11 protein-coding genes and 1 pseudogene are annotated in these 16,386 nt (G+C 71.3%); 10 read left to right on the plus strand and 2 right to left on the minus strand.

Annotated features, from left to right (window positions below; translation table 11 throughout):
* Positions 1 to 2 precede the first annotated feature (2 nt).
* From B072_RS0133970 to B072_RS0133990, 5 genes and pseudogenes are all read left to right on the plus strand, one after another.
* Positions 3 to 1,817, plus strand: a complete 1,815-nt coding sequence (locus tag B072_RS0133970; protein ID WP_018534439.1) for an AMP-dependent synthetase/ligase — start codon at positions 3 to 5, stop codon at positions 1,815 to 1,817.
* 201 nt (positions 1,818 to 2,018) lie between these two features.
* Complete coding sequence (locus tag B072_RS0133975; protein WP_018534440.1) at positions 2,019 to 3,491, plus strand: amino acid permease; 1,473 nt, start codon at positions 2,019 to 2,021, stop codon at positions 3,489 to 3,491.
* Between the two features lie 63 nt (positions 3,492 to 3,554).
* Positions 3,555 to 4,033, plus strand: a pseudogene (locus tag B072_RS44765) (macro domain-containing protein).
* A gap of 54 nt (positions 4,034 to 4,087) precedes the next feature.
* Positions 4,088 to 4,366: a hypothetical protein gene (locus B072_RS0133985; RefSeq protein WP_018534442.1), complete on the plus strand. Its 279-nt coding sequence runs from the start codon at positions 4,088 to 4,090 to the stop codon at positions 4,364 to 4,366.
* A 203-nt stretch (positions 4,367 to 4,569) separates the two neighbouring features.
* Positions 4,570 to 5,409 carry an oxygenase MpaB family protein gene (locus B072_RS0133990; protein ID WP_018534443.1) on the plus strand — a complete coding sequence of 280 codons (840 nt, stop codon included), beginning with the start codon at positions 4,570 to 4,572 and terminating at the stop codon, positions 5,407 to 5,409.
* A gap of 261 nt (positions 5,410 to 5,670) precedes the next feature.
* On the opposite strand, the gene B072_RS0133995 is transcribed toward B072_RS0133990, so the two are convergent.
* Entirely contained in the window at positions 5,671 to 7,152 is a 1,482-nt protein-coding gene (locus B072_RS0133995; protein ID WP_018534444.1) for a M1 family metallopeptidase, read from the minus strand.
* 246 nt (positions 7,153 to 7,398) lie between these two features.
* Between B072_RS0133995 and B072_RS44770 the strand changes: the two genes are divergently transcribed.
* The 3 genes from B072_RS44770 to B072_RS44775 all read left to right on the plus strand — a co-directional run bounded on the left by B072_RS44770 (position 7,399) and on the right by B072_RS44775 (position 12,461).
* Positions 7,399 to 9,405: a Xaa-Pro dipeptidyl-peptidase gene (locus B072_RS44770; RefSeq protein WP_051127345.1), complete on the plus strand. Its 2,007-nt coding sequence runs from the start codon at positions 7,399 to 7,401 to the stop codon at positions 9,403 to 9,405.
* Positions 9,406 to 9,408: 3 nt separating this feature from the next.
* Positions 9,409 to 10,692 (plus strand): M14 family metallopeptidase, encoded by a 1,284-nt coding sequence (locus tag B072_RS0134005; protein ID WP_018534446.1) that lies wholly within the window; start codon positions 9,409 to 9,411, stop codon positions 10,690 to 10,692.
* 137 nt (positions 10,693 to 10,829) lie between these two features.
* Complete coding sequence (locus B072_RS44775) at positions 10,830 to 12,461, plus strand: BCCT family transporter (protein ID WP_018534447.1); 1,632 nt, start codon at positions 10,830 to 10,832, stop codon at positions 12,459 to 12,461.
* A 32-nt stretch (positions 12,462 to 12,493) separates the two neighbouring features.
* Here the strand turns inward: B072_RS44775 and B072_RS0134015 are convergent, their stop codons facing one another.
* Entirely contained in the window at positions 12,494 to 13,450 is a 957-nt protein-coding gene (locus tag B072_RS0134015; RefSeq protein ID WP_018534448.1) for an FAD-dependent oxidoreductase, read from the minus strand.
* 66 nt (positions 13,451 to 13,516) lie between these two features.
* On the opposite strand from B072_RS0134015, the gene B072_RS0134020 reads away from it, so the two are divergent.
* Positions 13,517 to 14,551, plus strand: a complete 1,035-nt coding sequence (locus B072_RS0134020; protein WP_018534449.1) for a hypothetical protein — start codon at positions 13,517 to 13,519, stop codon at positions 14,549 to 14,551.
* Positions 14,552 to 14,695: 144 nt separating this feature from the next.
* Positions 14,696 to 16,333, plus strand: a complete 1,638-nt coding sequence (locus tag B072_RS0134025) for an ABC-F family ATP-binding cassette domain-containing protein (protein ID WP_018534450.1) — start codon at positions 14,696 to 14,698, stop codon at positions 16,331 to 16,333.
* Positions 16,334 to 16,386: the final 53 nt, after the last annotated feature.

The following is a 16,386-nucleotide window of genomic DNA, read 5'->3' on the forward strand; positions in this document are numbered from 1 at the left end:
TCATGACCACGATCCTGCGACTCCCCGGGGAGCCCGCCGAGCTCACTCTCCCCGCTCTGCTGCTGCGCAACGCCGAGGACCACCCGGAGCTGCCCGCGCTGTCCTGGCGCACCGGACCCGAGGCCCCGTGGACCACCCGGAGCTGGCGCGAGGTGCGCCGCACGGTGGGTGTCCTCGCCGCCGGATACGAGGCGCTCGGCGTCCGGCGCGGCGAACACGTCCTGCTGATGCTGGGCAACCGGCCCGAGCACTGGCTCAGCGATCTCGCCCTCGTACACCTAGGCGCGGTCCCGGTCAGCGTCTACGGCACCGCGTCCCCGGAGCAGGTCGCGCACATCGCCCGGCACAGCCGCGCCCGCTTCGCGCTCGTCGGCGGCGCACGCGAAGTGGCCCTCTGGGAGCCCCTGGCGGCGGACCCGGACGTCCCGCTGGAGCGGCTGGTCGTCGTCGAGGCGGCGGCCGCGGGCGAACACCGCACCTACGGCTCGCTCCACGCGTCCGGCGCCCGCCTCTACGACCCCGACGCTTTCGAGAAGACCTGGCGGGAGAGCGCGTCCGGCGACCCGCTCACCGTCGTCTACACGTCCGGCACGACCGGCGACCCCAAGGGCGTGCGCATCACGCACCGCAACGTGGTGCTCAACGCGGTCGCGCTCGACGCCGTCGTCGACCTGCCCGAGCACGTCGAGCACATCTGTTACCTCCCCTTCGCGCACATCGCGGAGCGGATGCTCGGCATCTACCTGTCCGTGTTCCGCGCCTCGCACGTGCGGCTGTGCCCCGACCCGGCGGCGGTCGCGGCGACCGTGGGCGAGCTCCACCCGGTGCAGTTCTTCGGCGTCCCCCGCGTGTGGGAGAAGCTGGCCACGGCCGTGAAGGCGGCGATCTCCCGACTGCCGGACGAGCAGCGGCGGGCGATCGCGGACGCCAACGACACCGCCCGCGCGTGGGTGGAGTGCCGCGAGCGGGGCGAGGAACCGGACGCCGCGCTCTCATCGGCGTACAAGAAGGCGAAGCAGACCGTCCTCGACCCGATCCTGACCCTCGCCGGCTTCGAACGTCTCGTCTGGACCGCGAGCGCCTCGGCGCCCATGCCCCTGGACGTCGTACGGTTCTGGGCCGGATTCGGCCTCGCGATCATGGACGCCTGGGGGCTGTCGGAGACGACCGGGGTGGTCACCACGAACCATCCGGCGGCGTTCCGGCTCGGCTCGGTGGGGCGTCCCATAGAAGGGGTCGAGGTGCGGGTGGCCGCCGACGGGGAGATCCTCGTGCGCGGCGCGACCGTCTTCGACGGCTATCTGCGGGCCGACGGGGGAGTGGACCCGGCCCGCGACGCGGACGGCTGGTTCCCGACCGGCGACATCGGGCGCCTCGACCCGGACGGCTACCTCTGGCTGACCGACCGCAAGAAGGAAATGATCGTGACGTCGACGGGCAAGAACGTCTCGCCCGCGCTCGTCGAGAACGCGCTGAAGGAACACCCCCTCGTCGGCCAGGCCTTCGCGCACGGCGACGGCCACTCCTACCTGGTGGCCCTGCTCGTCCTCGACCCGGAGACCGCCCCGGCCTGGGCGGCCGAGCACGGTGTCGAGTACGACGGCGCGATCGCCGACCACCCGGCCCTCCAGGAGGAGCTCGCCCGCGCGGTGGCAGCCGCCAACGCCCGCCTCAACCGCACCGAACAGATCAAGCGGTACCGGGTCCTCACCGGCGAATGGGGCCCGGAGACGGGCGAGTTGACCCCGTCGCTGAAACTGCGCCGAGCGGTGATCAGGGAGCGCTACGCGGCCGAGCTCGACGCGCTGTACGCCTAATACGCCTGGTCGGAGCAGTTCACAAGAGGTCTTCTCGCCATGTGAGATAAGCCGCTATGTGATGTCCGCCACCGCATTCCCGGTGATCTCTGGGGGAAGGTGCACAGTCGGTCCGCGCACTGTCAGGGGTGTCGCGGGCCGCAGCACATCCGGACCCCGGGGACCCCACGTCCCCGGGCACCACAGAGTGGACACCCCCACGTGAGCAAGGACGCCGTCAACACGGCCGTGGACGCATCGCGCACAGATGCGTCCCAGGCGCCCGCCGATGCGGGCGACGCCGGTTACAGCAAGGACCTCAAGAGCCGCCACGTCAACATGATCGCGATCGGCGGCGCGATCGGCACGGGGCTCTTCCTCGGCGCCGGCGGCCGCCTGCACGACGCGGGCCCCGCGCTCGTCTTCGCGTACCTGGTCTGCGGAATCTTCGCGTACCTGGTCGTGCGCGCCCTGGGCGAGATGGTCGTCTACCGGCCCTCGTCCGGTTCCTTCGTGTCGTACGCGCGCGAGTTCCTCGGCGAGAAGGGCGCCTACGTCGCCGGTTGGATGTACTTCCTCAACTGGTCGATGACGGGCATCGCGGACATCACCGCGATCGCGCTCTACACCCAGTACTGGAGCGCCTTCACCACCATCCCGCAGTGGGTGCTCGCACTGATCGCCCTCGCGGTCGTGCTCTCGGTCAACCTCGTCTCGGTCAAGTACTTCGGCGAGATGGAGTTCTGGTTCTCGATCGTGAAGGTGGCCACGCTCGTCGCCTTCCTGTTCGTCGGCATCTTCCTGATCGCCACGCAGCACCCGGTCGACGGCCAGACACCGGGCCTGCACATGATCACGGACAACGGCGGCTGGATGCCCAGCGGCACCATGTCGGTGATCCTCGTGATGCAGGGCGTCGTCTTCGCGTACGCGGCCCTGGAGCTGGTCGGCGTCGCGGCGGGCGAGACCGCCGACCCGCAGAAGGTCGTCCCGCGCGCGGTGAACTCGATCATGTGGCGCGTCGGCCTCTTCTACTGCGGCTCGGTGCTGCTGCTCGCGCTGCTGCTGCCGGCGTCGACGTACAAGGCGGGCGAGAGCCCCTTCGTCACCCTGTTCTCGAAGCTGGGCGTCGGCGGCATCGGCGACATCATGAACCTGGTCGTCCTCACGGCCGCCATGTCGTCGCTGAACTCGGGCCTGTACTCCACGGGCCGCATCCTGCGCTCCATGGCGATGTCGGGCTCCGCCCCGCAGTTCACCGCCCGGATGAACAAGAGCCAGGTCCCCTACGGCGGCATCCTGCTCACCGCGGGCGTCGGCGTCCTCGGCGTCGGCCTGAACTACCTGCTGCCCGCCGACGCCTTCGAGATCGTCATCGAGGTCTCGTCCATCGGCATCATCGGCACCTGGGTCATGATCATGGTGGCGCACCTGGCGTTCGTCCGTAAGGCCAAGCAGGGCGTGGTCGAGCGGCCGTCCTTCCGGCTGCCCGGATCCCCGGTCACCGAGATCGTCACGATCGTCTTCCTGCTCCTCGTGCTCGGCCTCATGTGGAACGACGCGGAGACCGGCCGCAAGACCCTCAGCCTGATCCCGGTGATCGCGCTGCTGCTCTTCGTCGGCTGGTTCCGCGCCCGCAAGAACATCGCGCGCAAGGCCGCGGAGCAGCTGACGAACGCGTCCCGGAACGAGTAACCCTCCTCCGGGCCGCCCGCCCGTGAACGGCCCGTTGTCAGTGGCCGCGCCTACGGTGGCGTCATGTCGGAGATCACCTATGTCCGAGGTGACGCCACCGCCCCGTCGGCCGAGGGCCCACGGCTGATCGTCCACGTCTGCAACGACATCGGGGGCTGGGGAAGGGCTTCGTCCTGGCGCTGTCGCGGCGCCGGCCGGAGCCGGAACAGGCCTACCGCCGCTGGCACCGGGAGCGCGCGAAGAACGACTTCGGGCTCGGCGCCGCCCAGTTCGTGCGGGTCGAGCCGTACGTGTGGGTGGCGAACGTGGTCGGCCAGCGCGGTATCCGTACCGGAGTCAAGGGTGTTCCGGTGCGCTACGAGGCCATCGCCGAGGGACTGACGGCAGTGGCCGCCAAAGCCGCCGGGCTGGGCGCGTCCGTCCACATGCCGCGCATCGGCTGCGGCCTCGCCGGCGGACAGTGGTCGCGCGTCGAGCCGCTGATCGCCGAGCGTGTCGTCGCCCGGGGGATACCGGTGACGGTGTACGACCACGACGGCTGAGCCCCCGGGCGTGGCGGGAGTTGGCGACGCGTGACGCGCGGGTAGGACACAGGCATGGCCTTGGTTCCCTGGGACATTCACCTCAAGGCGGGACAACTGGCCGCGTTCGCGGGCCTGTTGACGACGCTGCTGGTCACCTCCGTGCGGCGGCGGCCCCGCACCGCGACGGCGCAGGCCCCCGCCCCGCCCCCGCCCACGTCCTACCGGGTGCCCGTCGTACCGTCCCACCCCCTCCCGATCGACCCCACCCACGGCGCGGCCGTCACCGACCTGCACACCTGCGTCGCGGAACTCGCCTCCGACCTGGCCAAGCGCTATGGGGGCGAGGTCTAGGGCCTGTCTTCACACTCCCGTCTGCCGCGCGACGCCTGGCACCTGCTCTCGCCGCACCGGGCACCCACCCATCACCCGCGTCAACAACCCTGCGGGTCAATACACCTGGGGTCCCTCCGGCGCCCCTCACCCGCTACGTCGCATACTGGAACACAGACCCCAGGCGCCCCGCGCGTCTGTCCGGACCAGTCCCAGGAAGCGGCATGAAGCAGCACGACCCCGATCCGCCGCCGCCCCCGCCCGGCGGCATCCTCTGGGACACCGCGGGCGACATCCGCTCCCTCCTCGCGCTGCCCGCCGCGTTCATCCTCCAGGTCGCCCACCCCGCGGTCGGCGCCGGCGTCGACGACCACTCGGTGTTCCGTACCGACCCGTGGGGGCGCGGCGAACGCTCGCTCACCTCGGTCCTGCTCTGGGTCTACGGGGGAGAGGCCGCCGCCGAGGAGGGCCGGCGCCTGCGCCGGATCCACCGCGACATCCAGGGCACCGACCCGCACGGCCGCCGCTACCACGCGCTGACCCCGGCCCACTACGCATGGGTCCACGCCACCGGCTACCCCGTGGCCCGCTACGCCCGCCGCTACTTCTCCCGGCCGTTCACGCCCGAGGAGGACGAACGGTTCTACGCGGAGTGGCTGATGGTCGGCCGGATCCTCGGCATCCATGACCGGGACATGCCACAGACGGTCGAGGAGTTCTGGCCGTACTACGAGAAGGTGCTCGCGCAGGAGATCGGGTCGAACCCGGTCGTCGCCGAGCTCACGGCCGTGCACCGGGACGTTCCTCCGCCGCCCGGGTCCCGGGTGCTGAGGGTGCTCTGGCCGCTGCTGCGTCCCGCGCTCACCCGGGTTCTCCGGTTCCTGTCGATCGGGCTGCTCCCGCCCGAGGCCCGCGCGGCGATCGGCCTGCCGTGGACCGCGCGGCAGGAACGGCGGTTGCGGCGCTGGGCGGTGCTGGTCCGGTGGGCCGGGCCGCGCCTGCCGGAGCGGCTCCGGTATCTGCCGCTCGCCCGTCGGGCGCGGGCGGCCTCGCGTCTGCCTTGAGCGGGTTCGTTGCCGGGTGCGAGTCCGGTGGATGGCCGGTCGCGCAGTTCCCCGCGCCCCTGAGGCATGCGGCTTCGCCGCTGCCTCCCCTGCGGACGCGCCCCTGAGATGGCGCACGGAGAGCGCATCTCAGGGGCGCGGGGAACGGCGCGAGAAGCCCCACCGGGCCGTCAGGCAGCGACGAAGCGTCCGTGGGCAGACGCGGATCTTTGAGGGGCGCGGGGAACGGCGCGACCAGCCACCCACTGCCCCGCAGACGGATCAGTGCCCGGCGTGCACCCCATTCGTCGCCGCGATCTGCTTCCACGACCGGGGCTGCTCGGGCCCGGCGACGGAAGCGGAGCGCAGCGCAGGCGCGCTCGGCTTCGACGGCTGGTACAGCCACGTGTCGAACAGCCCAGCCAGCGGCTTGCCGGACACCTTCTCCGCGTACGACACGAAGTCGGAGACCTTCGCGTTGCCGTACGCGTGCTGCCCCGGCCAGCCCTTGAGGATCTTGAAGAACTTCTTCTCGCCGACGGCGTTGCGCAACGCCTGGATGGCCATGGCGCCCCGGTCGTAGACGGCGGCGTCGAACTGGTTCTCCGCGCCGGGATCGCCCGGCTTCACCGTCCAGAACGCGTCGTCCGCCGGGTGCTGCGCGTACGCGTAGTCCGCGAGCTCCTGCGCCGTGCCCTCGCCCTCCTTCTCGGACCACAGCCACTGGCTGTACCGGGCGAAGCCCTCGTTGATCCAGATGTCCTTCCAGCCGTCGACGGAGACGCTGTCCCCGTACCACTGGTGCGCCAGCTCATGGACGACGACGGACACGTTGGAGCCGTTCGCGAACTGCTTCGGCGAGTAGAACGGCCGGGTCTGCGTCTCCAGCGCGAACGACGACGGCACGTTCGGCACGTACCCGCCGAGCGCGTCGAAGGGATACGGCCCGAACACCGACTCCAGCCACTCGGCGACCTCGGTGGTGCGCTCCACGCTCGCCTTCGCGGCGCCCTCGTTCGCGCCGAGATCCTTGCTGTAGGCGTTGACGACGGGCAGCCCGTCCGCCGTCGTGTCCGTCGTGATGTCGAACTTGCCGACCGCCAGCGTCGTCAGGTACGTGGCCTGCGGCTTGCTGGAGCGCCAGTTGAAGCGGGTCCAGCCCAGCTTCGAACTCTGCGACTGCAGCGTGCCGTTGGAGATCGCCTGGGTGCCGTCGGGCACGGCGACCGACACGTCGTACGTGGCCTTGTCGAGGGGGTGGTCGTTCGACGGGAACCACCAGGCCGCCGACTCCGGCTCGTTGGCGAAGACGGCACCGTCCGGGGTGCGCTGCGGGGACGTGAATCCCCACAGCTTCACCTCGGACGGCTTGCCCGCGTACTTCACCACGACCGTGAAGGGGGTGCCCTTCGGAAGCCCGGCCGCGGGCGTCACCTCCAGCTCCTGCACACCGGACCTGGCGAACGCCGCCTTCTTCCCGTTCACCCGGACCTCGCTCGCGGTGAGCCCGAAGTCGAGGTTGAAGCGGGACAGGTCCTGCGTGGAGGAGGCGAGGATCGTCGCCGTGCCCTCCAGCAGGTCCGTCTTCGGCTGGTACTTCAGACGCAGGTCGTAGTGGGAGACGTCGTAGCCGCCGTTCCCGTACGTCGGGTAGTAGGGGTCGCCGATGCCCGAGGCCCCCGGAGAGAAGTCCGCGGCCGACGCCGGGATCGCCAGCATCAGGGCCGCGGCGAGCGCGCCGGGAGCGATGAGTCTGCGGTACACGAGAGCTCCAAGTCGTAGGGACAGGCTGGGTGCCGACCGAGCGTGGACGGACCCGCGAGGACGCCGCGGCCGCCGTGCTTGATCGCTGTCGCGAGCCTATTCAGCACCCGGCACCCCGGTCATGTCCATGGCCGCATCTGTCACACGATCGCCATTCGGCCGACATGGGCCATTCCGTCCCACGCGCCTGTCATGCCACGCTATTGCCCTCTGTCGCACAGCAGTTGACCCGTGTAGCTTCCGCCCATGCCGATACCTGCCAGACGCACGCACCGCCTCGGGAGAACCCTCGTGGGCGTGGCGACCGCCGGCCTGCTCGCCGTTCTCAGTGTTCTCGGTGGCCCCGGCCCCGCGGCCCACGCGGCGGCCCCCACCGAGTCGCGGCCCGTCTACTCGTACGCGAACGCGATCCGCGAATCCGTCTGGGTCGACACCAGGCTCGACGGAGACGGCGACGGGCGGACCGACCGGGTCGCCGTCGACATCGTCCGCCCGCGCGAACCCGCCGCGCAGGGCCGCCGGATACCCGTGATCATGGACGCCAGCCCGTACTACTCCTGCTGCGGCCGCGGCAACGAGAACCAGAAGAAGACGTACGACGCGGACGGGAACGTCGTGCAGATGCCGCTCTTCTACGACAACTACTTCGTGCCCCGCGGCTACGCCTTCGTCGGCGTCGACCTCGCCGGCACCAACCGCTCCGACGGCTGCGTCGACGTCGGCGGACGCTCCGACATCCAGTCCGCCAAGGCCGTCGTCGACTGGCTGAACGGCCGCGCCGAGGGCTACACCTCGCGGACGGGCGACACGCGCGCCCAGGCCACCTCATGGACCAACGGCCGGACCGGAATGATCGGCAAGAGCTACGACGCCACCGTCGCGAACGGCGTCGCCGCGACCGGCGTCGAGGGCCTGGAGACCATCGTCCCCATCGGCGGCATCTCCTCCTGGTACGACTACTACTTCCAGCAGGGCGCCCCGCTCTACGACTCGGGCCCCGAGTGGCTGTCCGACTACGTCGAGAGCCCCGAGGCCCGCGCCCGCTGCGCCGCTGTCCAGAAGCGACTTGTCGACGAAGCGCCCCGCAGCGGCGACTGGACCTCGCTGTGGCAGGAGCGCGACTACGTCAAGGACGCCCACAAGGTGAAGGCCAGCGTCTTCGTCGTGCACGGCATGCAGGACCTCAACGTCCGCGCCAAGCACTTCGGCCAGTGGTGGGAGGCGCTCGCGAAGAACGGCGTCGAGCGCAAGATCTGGCTGGCGCAGACCGGTCACGTCGACCCGTTCGACTTCCGGCGCGCCGACTGGGTCGACACCCTGCACCGCTGGTTCGACCACGAACTCCTCGGCTACCGCAACGGCATCGACCGCGAGCCGATGGCCGACATCGAGCGCAGTCCCGACCACTGGACCACCGACACCGTGTGGCCGCCGCGCACGACGGCCGCCACCGCGCTGCGCCCCGGCAAGGGCGCCACCCCCGGCGTCGGCACGCTCGGCCTCGAGCCCGGCTCCGGCACGGAACGGTTCACCGACGACCCGGCCCTCAGCGAGACCGACTGGGCCGCGGACATCGACACCTCCACGCCCGGCAAGGCCGGATTCATCAGCCGCCCGCTCGGCAAGGACCTGCGCCTGTCCGGCTCCTCGAAGGTGACGGTCACCGCGACCCCGACGACGGCCACGGCCCACCTCTCCGCCGTCCTCGTCGACCTGGGCCCCGCCACCATCCGTGACTACGCGGGCGCCGGCGAGGGCATCGCGACGCTCGCCGAGCGCAGCTGCTGGGGCCCGAGCACCACGGGCGACAGCTCCTGCTTCAGGACCACGCGGGCCACGACGGCGGACGTCGACGCGACCGTGTTCAGCCGCGGCTGGGCCGACCTCGGCACGTACGCGGACCCGGACCGGGGACGCCCGCTCACCCCGGGCAGGCCCTACACCCTCACGCTCTCCCTCGCCGCGAGCGACCACGTCGTACCGAAGGGGCACCGGCTCGCCCTGATCGTCGCGGGCACCGACAAGGACCTCATCGACCCGCCGTCCACCGCCCCGACGCTCGGCCTCGACCTGTCGCGCACCGAGGCCCGCGTCCCCGTCGTCGGCGGCGCCAAGGCGTTCGCGGCCGCCACCTCCGGGTCCACCACCTCCGGGTCCACCACCTCCGGATCCACCACCGGCACGCCCCACTCGACCGCGGCCGACGGCCTGAGCACGCTGCGCCCGAGCCGCCCCGTCCCGGGAGGCAAGTAACCGATGAATCCCCGCAAACGCGCCCTCGCCCTGGCCGCCACCACGGTCACCCTCGCCGCGCCCCTCGTGGTGACCTCCCCGGCCCAGGCCACGTCCACCGCCCCGCGCACCGGCTTCGAGCGGACGAACGGCGCCCGCTGGACGTCGCAGTCCGAGGAGCAGGACCTGCTCGCCGCCGTCGACAAGGCGTCCGACCGCGTCTCCGTCTCCCGCATCGGCACGACGAAGCAGGGCCGCCCGCTCCAGCTCGTCCGCATCGGGCAGCACCGCACGGCGAACACCGTGCTGCTGATCTGCAGCCAGCACGGCGACGAACCGTCCGGCCGCGAGGCCTGTCTCACCGAGATCCGCGACCTCGCCTACGCCAAGGACAAGGAGACCCGGCGCTTCGTGTCCCGCACGACCCTCCTCGTCGTGCCCACCGCCAACCCCGACGGCCGCGCCGCCGACACCCGCGGCAACTCCGACGGCATCGACATCAACCGCGACCACCTCGCCCTGCAGACGGCGGAGGCCCGCGCGACGGCCGCCGTCATCCGCGACCGGAAGCCCGACATCATCTACGACCTGCACGAGTACGGGGCCACCCCCGAGTACTACGACAAGGACCTCTTCGACCTCTGGCCGCGCAACCTCAACACCGCGACCGCCGTGCACGACGAGGCCGAGAAACTGTCCGAGGAGTACGTCCGCCCGGCCGCCAACGCCGCCGGGCACTCCACGGGCACGTACGGCATCTGGACCGACCCCGTCACCGGCGACCCGATCAAGCAGACCGCGGGCGACGGCCAGGAACGCATCCTGCGCAACATGTCCGGCGTCAAGCACGCCCTCGGCCTGCTCATCGAGAGCCGCGTCGACCCCGGCACACCGCAGGAGGCGGCCGACGAGTCGCTGAACAACCGGCGCCGCCGCGACTCCCAACTGGCGGCGCTCGGCGGCTTGTTCACCTTCACCGGCGAGCGGCTCGGCCGGATCGAGGCCGCCACGGCAGCGGCCCGGGCCGCCGGGTACCGGGACAGCGGTCCGGTCTACGTCGGTGGCGCCGACAACGACCCCGCCGAACCCGCCGACATCATCCAGGACCCACCCTGCGGCTACCGCCTCACCGCCGCCCAATACGCCGAGTACAAGGACGAGTTGGCGCTGCACGGCATCACCGTACGCACGACACGTGACGGGGCCTACGTCCCGCTGCGGCAGTCCGAGCGGGCCCTGGTCGCGCTGCTTCTCGACGCCCGCGCGCAGTACCACGTGACGGAAGGGGAGCCCGACACCAGCTGCTGAAAGCCGGTGAACGAGGTGGAGGGAGCGTCGGGTGTGGTAGGCCCTGAAGGGTGACAAACCCTCAGCAACCACCACCCGACGCTCCCGTCGCGGACGAGGCGGCGACCGGCGGCCGGAGCCCCGCCACCGACCGGATCGTGTTCGGCGTGACCGCCGCGCTCACCCTGGCCTTCGTGATCTGGGGCTCCGTCGCCACCGACAACCTCGAAAGCGTCTCCACGAAGGCCCTCAACGGCCTGATCCACAACGGTGGTTGGGCCTTCATGCTCGCCGCCTCCGGCTTCGTCGTCTTCGCGCTCTGGCTGGCCGTGAGCCGGTACGGGAAGATCACCCTCGGCAAGGAGGGCGAGGAGCCGGAGTTCCGCACGGTCTCCTGGGTCGCCATGATGTTCAGCGCGGGCATGGGCATCGGCCTCATGTTCTACGGGGTCAGCGAACCCCTCGCGCACTTCACGACACCACCGCCCGGCACCGACCCGGTGGACGACGCCGAAGCCATGGAGACCGCCATGGCGACCACCCTCTTCCACTGGACGCTGCACCCCTGGGCGATCTACGCGGTGGTCGGCCTCGCCATCGCCTACTCCACCTTCCGCAAGCGGCGCCGCCAGACCATCTCCTCCGTCTTCGTGCCGCTCATCGGCGAGCAGCGCGCGCACGGCGCGTGGGGCCGAGTCATCGACATCATCGCCATCTTCGCGACCCTGTTCGGCTCCGCGGCCTCGCTCGGTCTCGGTGCCCTGCAGATCGGCTCCGGCTTCGAGGTCCTGAACTGGATGGACAACGCGAGCACCGGCCTGCTCGTCGCGATCATCGCGGTGCTGACGGTCGCGTTCGTCGCGTCCGCCGTCTCGGGCGTCGAGAAGGGCATCCAGTGGCTGTCGAACACCAATATGGTGCTCGCACTGATCCTGGCGATCTTCGTCTTCATCGCGGGCCCGACCATCATCGTGCTCGACCTGCTGCCCACCTCGCTCGGCGCCTACCTCGGCGACCTGCCGCAGCTCATCGGCCGCACCGAGGCGTCCAGCGGCAAGGGCGTCGCCGACTGGCTCGGCAGCTGGACGGTCTTCTACTGGGCCTGGTGGATCTCCTGGACGCCCTTCGTCGGCATGTTCATCGCGCGCATCAGCCGCGGCCGCACGATCCGGCAGTTCGTGGGCGGCGTCATCCTCGTCCCCTCCACGGTCAGCCTGATCTGGTTCGCGATCTTCGGCGGTACGGCGATGAAGATGCAGGAGAGCGGGCAACTGGGTGACGCGACCACTCCGGAGGCCCAGCTCTTCGGCGTTCTGGACCAGTTCCCCCTCGCCACGGTGATGAGCCTGCTGGTCATGATCCTCGTCGGCATCTTCTTCGTGTCGGGCGCGGACGCCGCGTCGATCGTGATGGGCACGCTGTCCCAGAAGGGCGCGCTGGAACCCGGCCGCTTCGTCGTCATCTTCTGGGGCGTGGTGACCGGTGCCGTGGCCGCGGTCATGCTCCTGATCGGCGACGGCTCCGACAACGCGCTCACCGGACTGCAGAACCTCACGATCCTCGTCGCCGCGCCCTTCACCCTGGTGATGATCGGCATGTGCGTGGCCCTCATGCGCGACCTGCGCCAGGACCCGCTCATCGTCCGCGGCGACATGGGCACCGAGGTCGTCGAGGCGGCGGTCGTCGCCGGGCACGAGAAGTACGGCGGCGAGTTCGAGATCCGCATCGGCCCCGGCGACAGTCTGGAGACGGAGGGCGACCCCATCGGACTGCATCACCACGAGGAGTGAGCTCCGATCCCGGCGGGGCCGCGGCGGTTCGCCTACCGCGGCCCCGCCGGCCCCACCACCAACCCCGCGGCCTCCTCCGCACACCCCCACGCCACCGTCACGCCGGCCCCACCGTGCCCATAGTTGTGCACCAACACCCGTCCACCGCCGACGACTTCACGCTCGACCCGCACGCCCGGCCGCGCCGGCCGCAACCCCACCCGATGCCCCACCACCCGCGCCCCCGCGATCTCCGGCCGCACCGCCGCACACCGCTTCACGATCGCCTCCGCCACCCCGGGATCAGGCTCCAGCGACCAGGCGTCGACCTCCGCGGTGCCGCCGAGCAACAGCCGGCCTCCCGGCTGCGGAAAGAAGTACGTGGTCGCGTCCGACGCCTCGTCGGCAGCCGTGTACCACGTGCGCACGCCCGGGTTCTCCACGATCACCAGCTGCCCCCGCACCGGCCGCACGGCGGCGTCCGGCACCAACTCCCGCGCCCCGAGCCCGGAACAGTTCACGACCACCGGAGCGACCCGCACCGCCTCGTCCAGCGACCGCACCTCACGCAGCTCCACCTCGACCCCCGCCGCCGCCAACTCCCCACGCAGCCAGGCCAGATGAACCGGCATGTCGATCAACGGCAGCCGCGCCGCGAGCCCTTCCGCCGTGTCCCGCAGGCCCGCCACCTCACCGGCCCACTCCCCGAGCCCGGCAAGCCGCGTGCCCGCGTGTACGCCCTCGACCATGCGTACGCCGGTCTCCTCCGGCCGCCGCGCCCACTCCGCGTACCGCCGCAACGACTGTAGCGACCACGGACCCACCCGCTCCACCGGATCGATCCGGTACGGCCACCACAGCGCCCCCGCAACCGCCGAGGTGGTGCGCTCGGCGGGCTCGCGCGACCACACCCGCACGCGCCGCCCGCTCCGCGCCAGAACCAGGGCGGTGGCCATCCCCATGACCCCGCCGCCGACCACGATCACGTCACCGCTCGCCTCACTGTCCACGCCCGGACGGTAGCGGAATGTGTCATGCCGTGCTCAACGCGGGTGCGGGGTGGGGATACTCACACCATGTCTGCCGAGTACGCGACCTTCGGCCTGGCCCCGGCGATGCGCGCCGGGGGTGTTCTGGCCAACGGTGACTACCAAGTCCACCGGGACTTCGTGGACTTCATCGTCGACGGACGCCCGCTGCTGTTCCAGCTCTCCGACCTCGACGCCGTGTCCCCGTTGGCCGCCGACATCCCGCCCGCCATCTTCACCGACCACGTCAGAAGCCTGCTCCTGGAGGCCGACGCCCCGCTCGCCGAGGGGCGCTACGTCATATACGGCTGCCCCGAGTGCGAGGGCCTGGAGTGCGGGGCCGTCACCGCCGTCATCGAGAAGGCCGGCGACGGCAGCGACGACTACGTGTGGCGCGACTTCGCGTGGCAGACCGACGAACACGCCGACCTGGAGCTCAACGGCTACCACGGCATCGGTCCGTTCCGCTTCCACGGCGACGAATACCGCACCGCACTGGGCCAGTTGCTGCACCATCCGGCTCAACCCACGTCCCGCAGAAGGGTGTTGCTCATCGGAGCCCGCGTCGCGGTCCTCGCCAAGCTCGCCGCCGCCCTGCGCACCATCGGGATCGGCGCCGACATCACTCACGACGCGACCGGCGTTCCCCCCGAGGAGCTGCGCGCCTACGGAGCCGTCGCCTTCGGCCGCGCCGTCGACGACGCTCAACGGGCCGCCGTCCGAAGGGAGTTCGAACGCGCCGGAGCCGACGTCGCCTACGTCGACGGACTCGCCCCGATCATCCCGCTCCTGGTCGCCCAGATAGAGGCGGCCCTCGACCGCAGCGCCCAGGAACAGCGCCGCCTCACCCGCCTCGTCGCCGCCGACGGCGAGGCCGGCCTCGAAGTCACCTCCACCTGCCGCGTCCGGCTCACCGCCTACCGCCTCGACCGCCTCTACCGCACCCACACCTACGACGTCTTCGACGACGTGCTCGACCCGGGCCGGCACCGGATTTCGCTCGACAACAAGGCGACCAAGGGAGAATCCTTCCTCGTGGCACGCACCACCGGGAGCGTGCTGGTGGCGCCGATGGCGCGCTGACCACCCGTTCGGTCCTCACCGGCCCCGGCGAGCCGCTGATCGCCGTACGACGATGAACCCGCATGCCGCCGTCGCGGGCTCCCTCGCCCTGTACGAGCTCGCCGGACTCATGCGCTCCGGTGTCCGATTAGGATCAACGCCCTGATGACTGCCACTCTCGTAGCCAAGAACCTCGCCGCGGGGCACGGCGACCGCTCGCTCTTCGCCGGCCTGGACCTCGTCGTCGCCCCCGGCGACGTGATCGGCCTCGTCGGAGCCAACGGGGCCGGGAAGTCGACCCTGCTCCGCCTCCTCGCCGGTCTCGCCGTGCCGGAGGAGGGCGACCTGAGCCTCTCCCCGCCGACCGCGACCGTCGGCCACCTCCCGCAGGAGCCGGAGCGCCGCCCCGGCGAGACGATCCGTGAATTCCTGGCTCGCCGTACCGGCGTCGCCGAGGCCCAGCGCGTGATGGACGAGGCCACCCAGGCCCTCGTCGACGGGGCGCCCGGCGCCGACGACGCGTACGCGACGAGCCTGGAGCGCTGGCTGGACCTCGGCGGCGCCGACCTCGACGAGCGTGCCGAGGAGGTCGCGGACCAGCTCGGCCTGAGCGTCGGCCTCGACCAGACGATGACGTCCCTGTCGGGCGGCCAGGCGGCCCGCGCGGGCCTCGCCTCCCTGCTCCTGTCCCGCTACGACATCTTCCTCCTCGACGAGCCGACCAACGACCTCGACCTGGACGGCCTGGAGCGCCTGGAGACGTTCGTGCGCGGCCTGCGCGCGGGCACCGTCGTCGTCAGCCACGACCGCGAGTTCCTCACCCGCACCGTGACCAAGGTGCTGGAGCTCGACCTCGCCCAGCAGCAGATCAACCTCTACGGAGGCGGCTACGACGCCTACCTGGAGGAGCGCGACGTCGCCCGCCGCCACGCGCGCGAGGAGTACGACGAGTACGCCGACAAGAAGGCGGCCCTCGAAGGCCGCGCCCAGATGCAGCGCTCCTGGATGGACAAGGGCGTCAAGAACGCCCGCCGCAAGGCCACCGACAACGACAAGCTCGGCCGCAAGTTCCGCAGCGAGTCCAGCGAGAAGCAGGCCGCGAAGGCGCGCCAGACCCAGCGCATGATCGAGCGCCTGGACGTCGTCGACGAGCCCCGCAAGGAGTGGGAGCTGCGGATGGAGATCGCGGCCGCGCCCCGCTCGGGCGCGGTGGTGGCCTCACTGCGCGACGCCGAGCTGCGCCGCGGGGACTTCCACTTCGGCCCCGTCACGCTCCAGATCGACTGGGCGGACCGCGTCGCCATCACCGGTGCGAACGGCTCCGGCAAGTCGACCCTGCTCGCCGCGCTCCTCGGCCGTGTCCCCCTCGACTCGGGGCACGCGACGCTCGGCTCGGGCGTCGTGGTCGGCGAGGTCGACCAGGCCCGCGCCCTCTTCCACGGCACGGAGAAGCTGCTCGACGCGTTCGGCGCGGCGGTCCCCGACACCGAACCGGCCGAGGTCCGCACCCTGCTGGCCAAGTTCGGCCTCAGGGCGGACCACGTGCTGCGCCCGGCCGCGACCCTGTCACCGGGCGAGCGCACCCGCGCCGCCCTCGCCCTCCTCCAGGGCAGGGGCGTCAACCTCCTGGTCCTGGACGAGCCGACGAACCACCTTGACCTCCCGGCGATCGAGCAACTCGAATCGGCCCTGGAGTCCTACGCGGGCACGTTGCTCCTGGTCACCCACGACAGGCGGATGCTCGACGCGGTGCACACCACCAGGCGCTTCGAAATGAGCGCAGGGAAGGTGAGCGCCCCGTAAGGGGGGCGGGGAACTGCGCGCTCAGCCACGACGAGCCCGCGGTTCCCCCCGCT

The sequence above is a fragment of the Streptomyces sp. HmicA12 genome (assembly GCF_000373565.1).
In the GTDB taxonomy this organism is placed as follows: domain Bacteria; phylum Actinomycetota; class Actinomycetes; order Streptomycetales; family Streptomycetaceae; genus Streptomyces.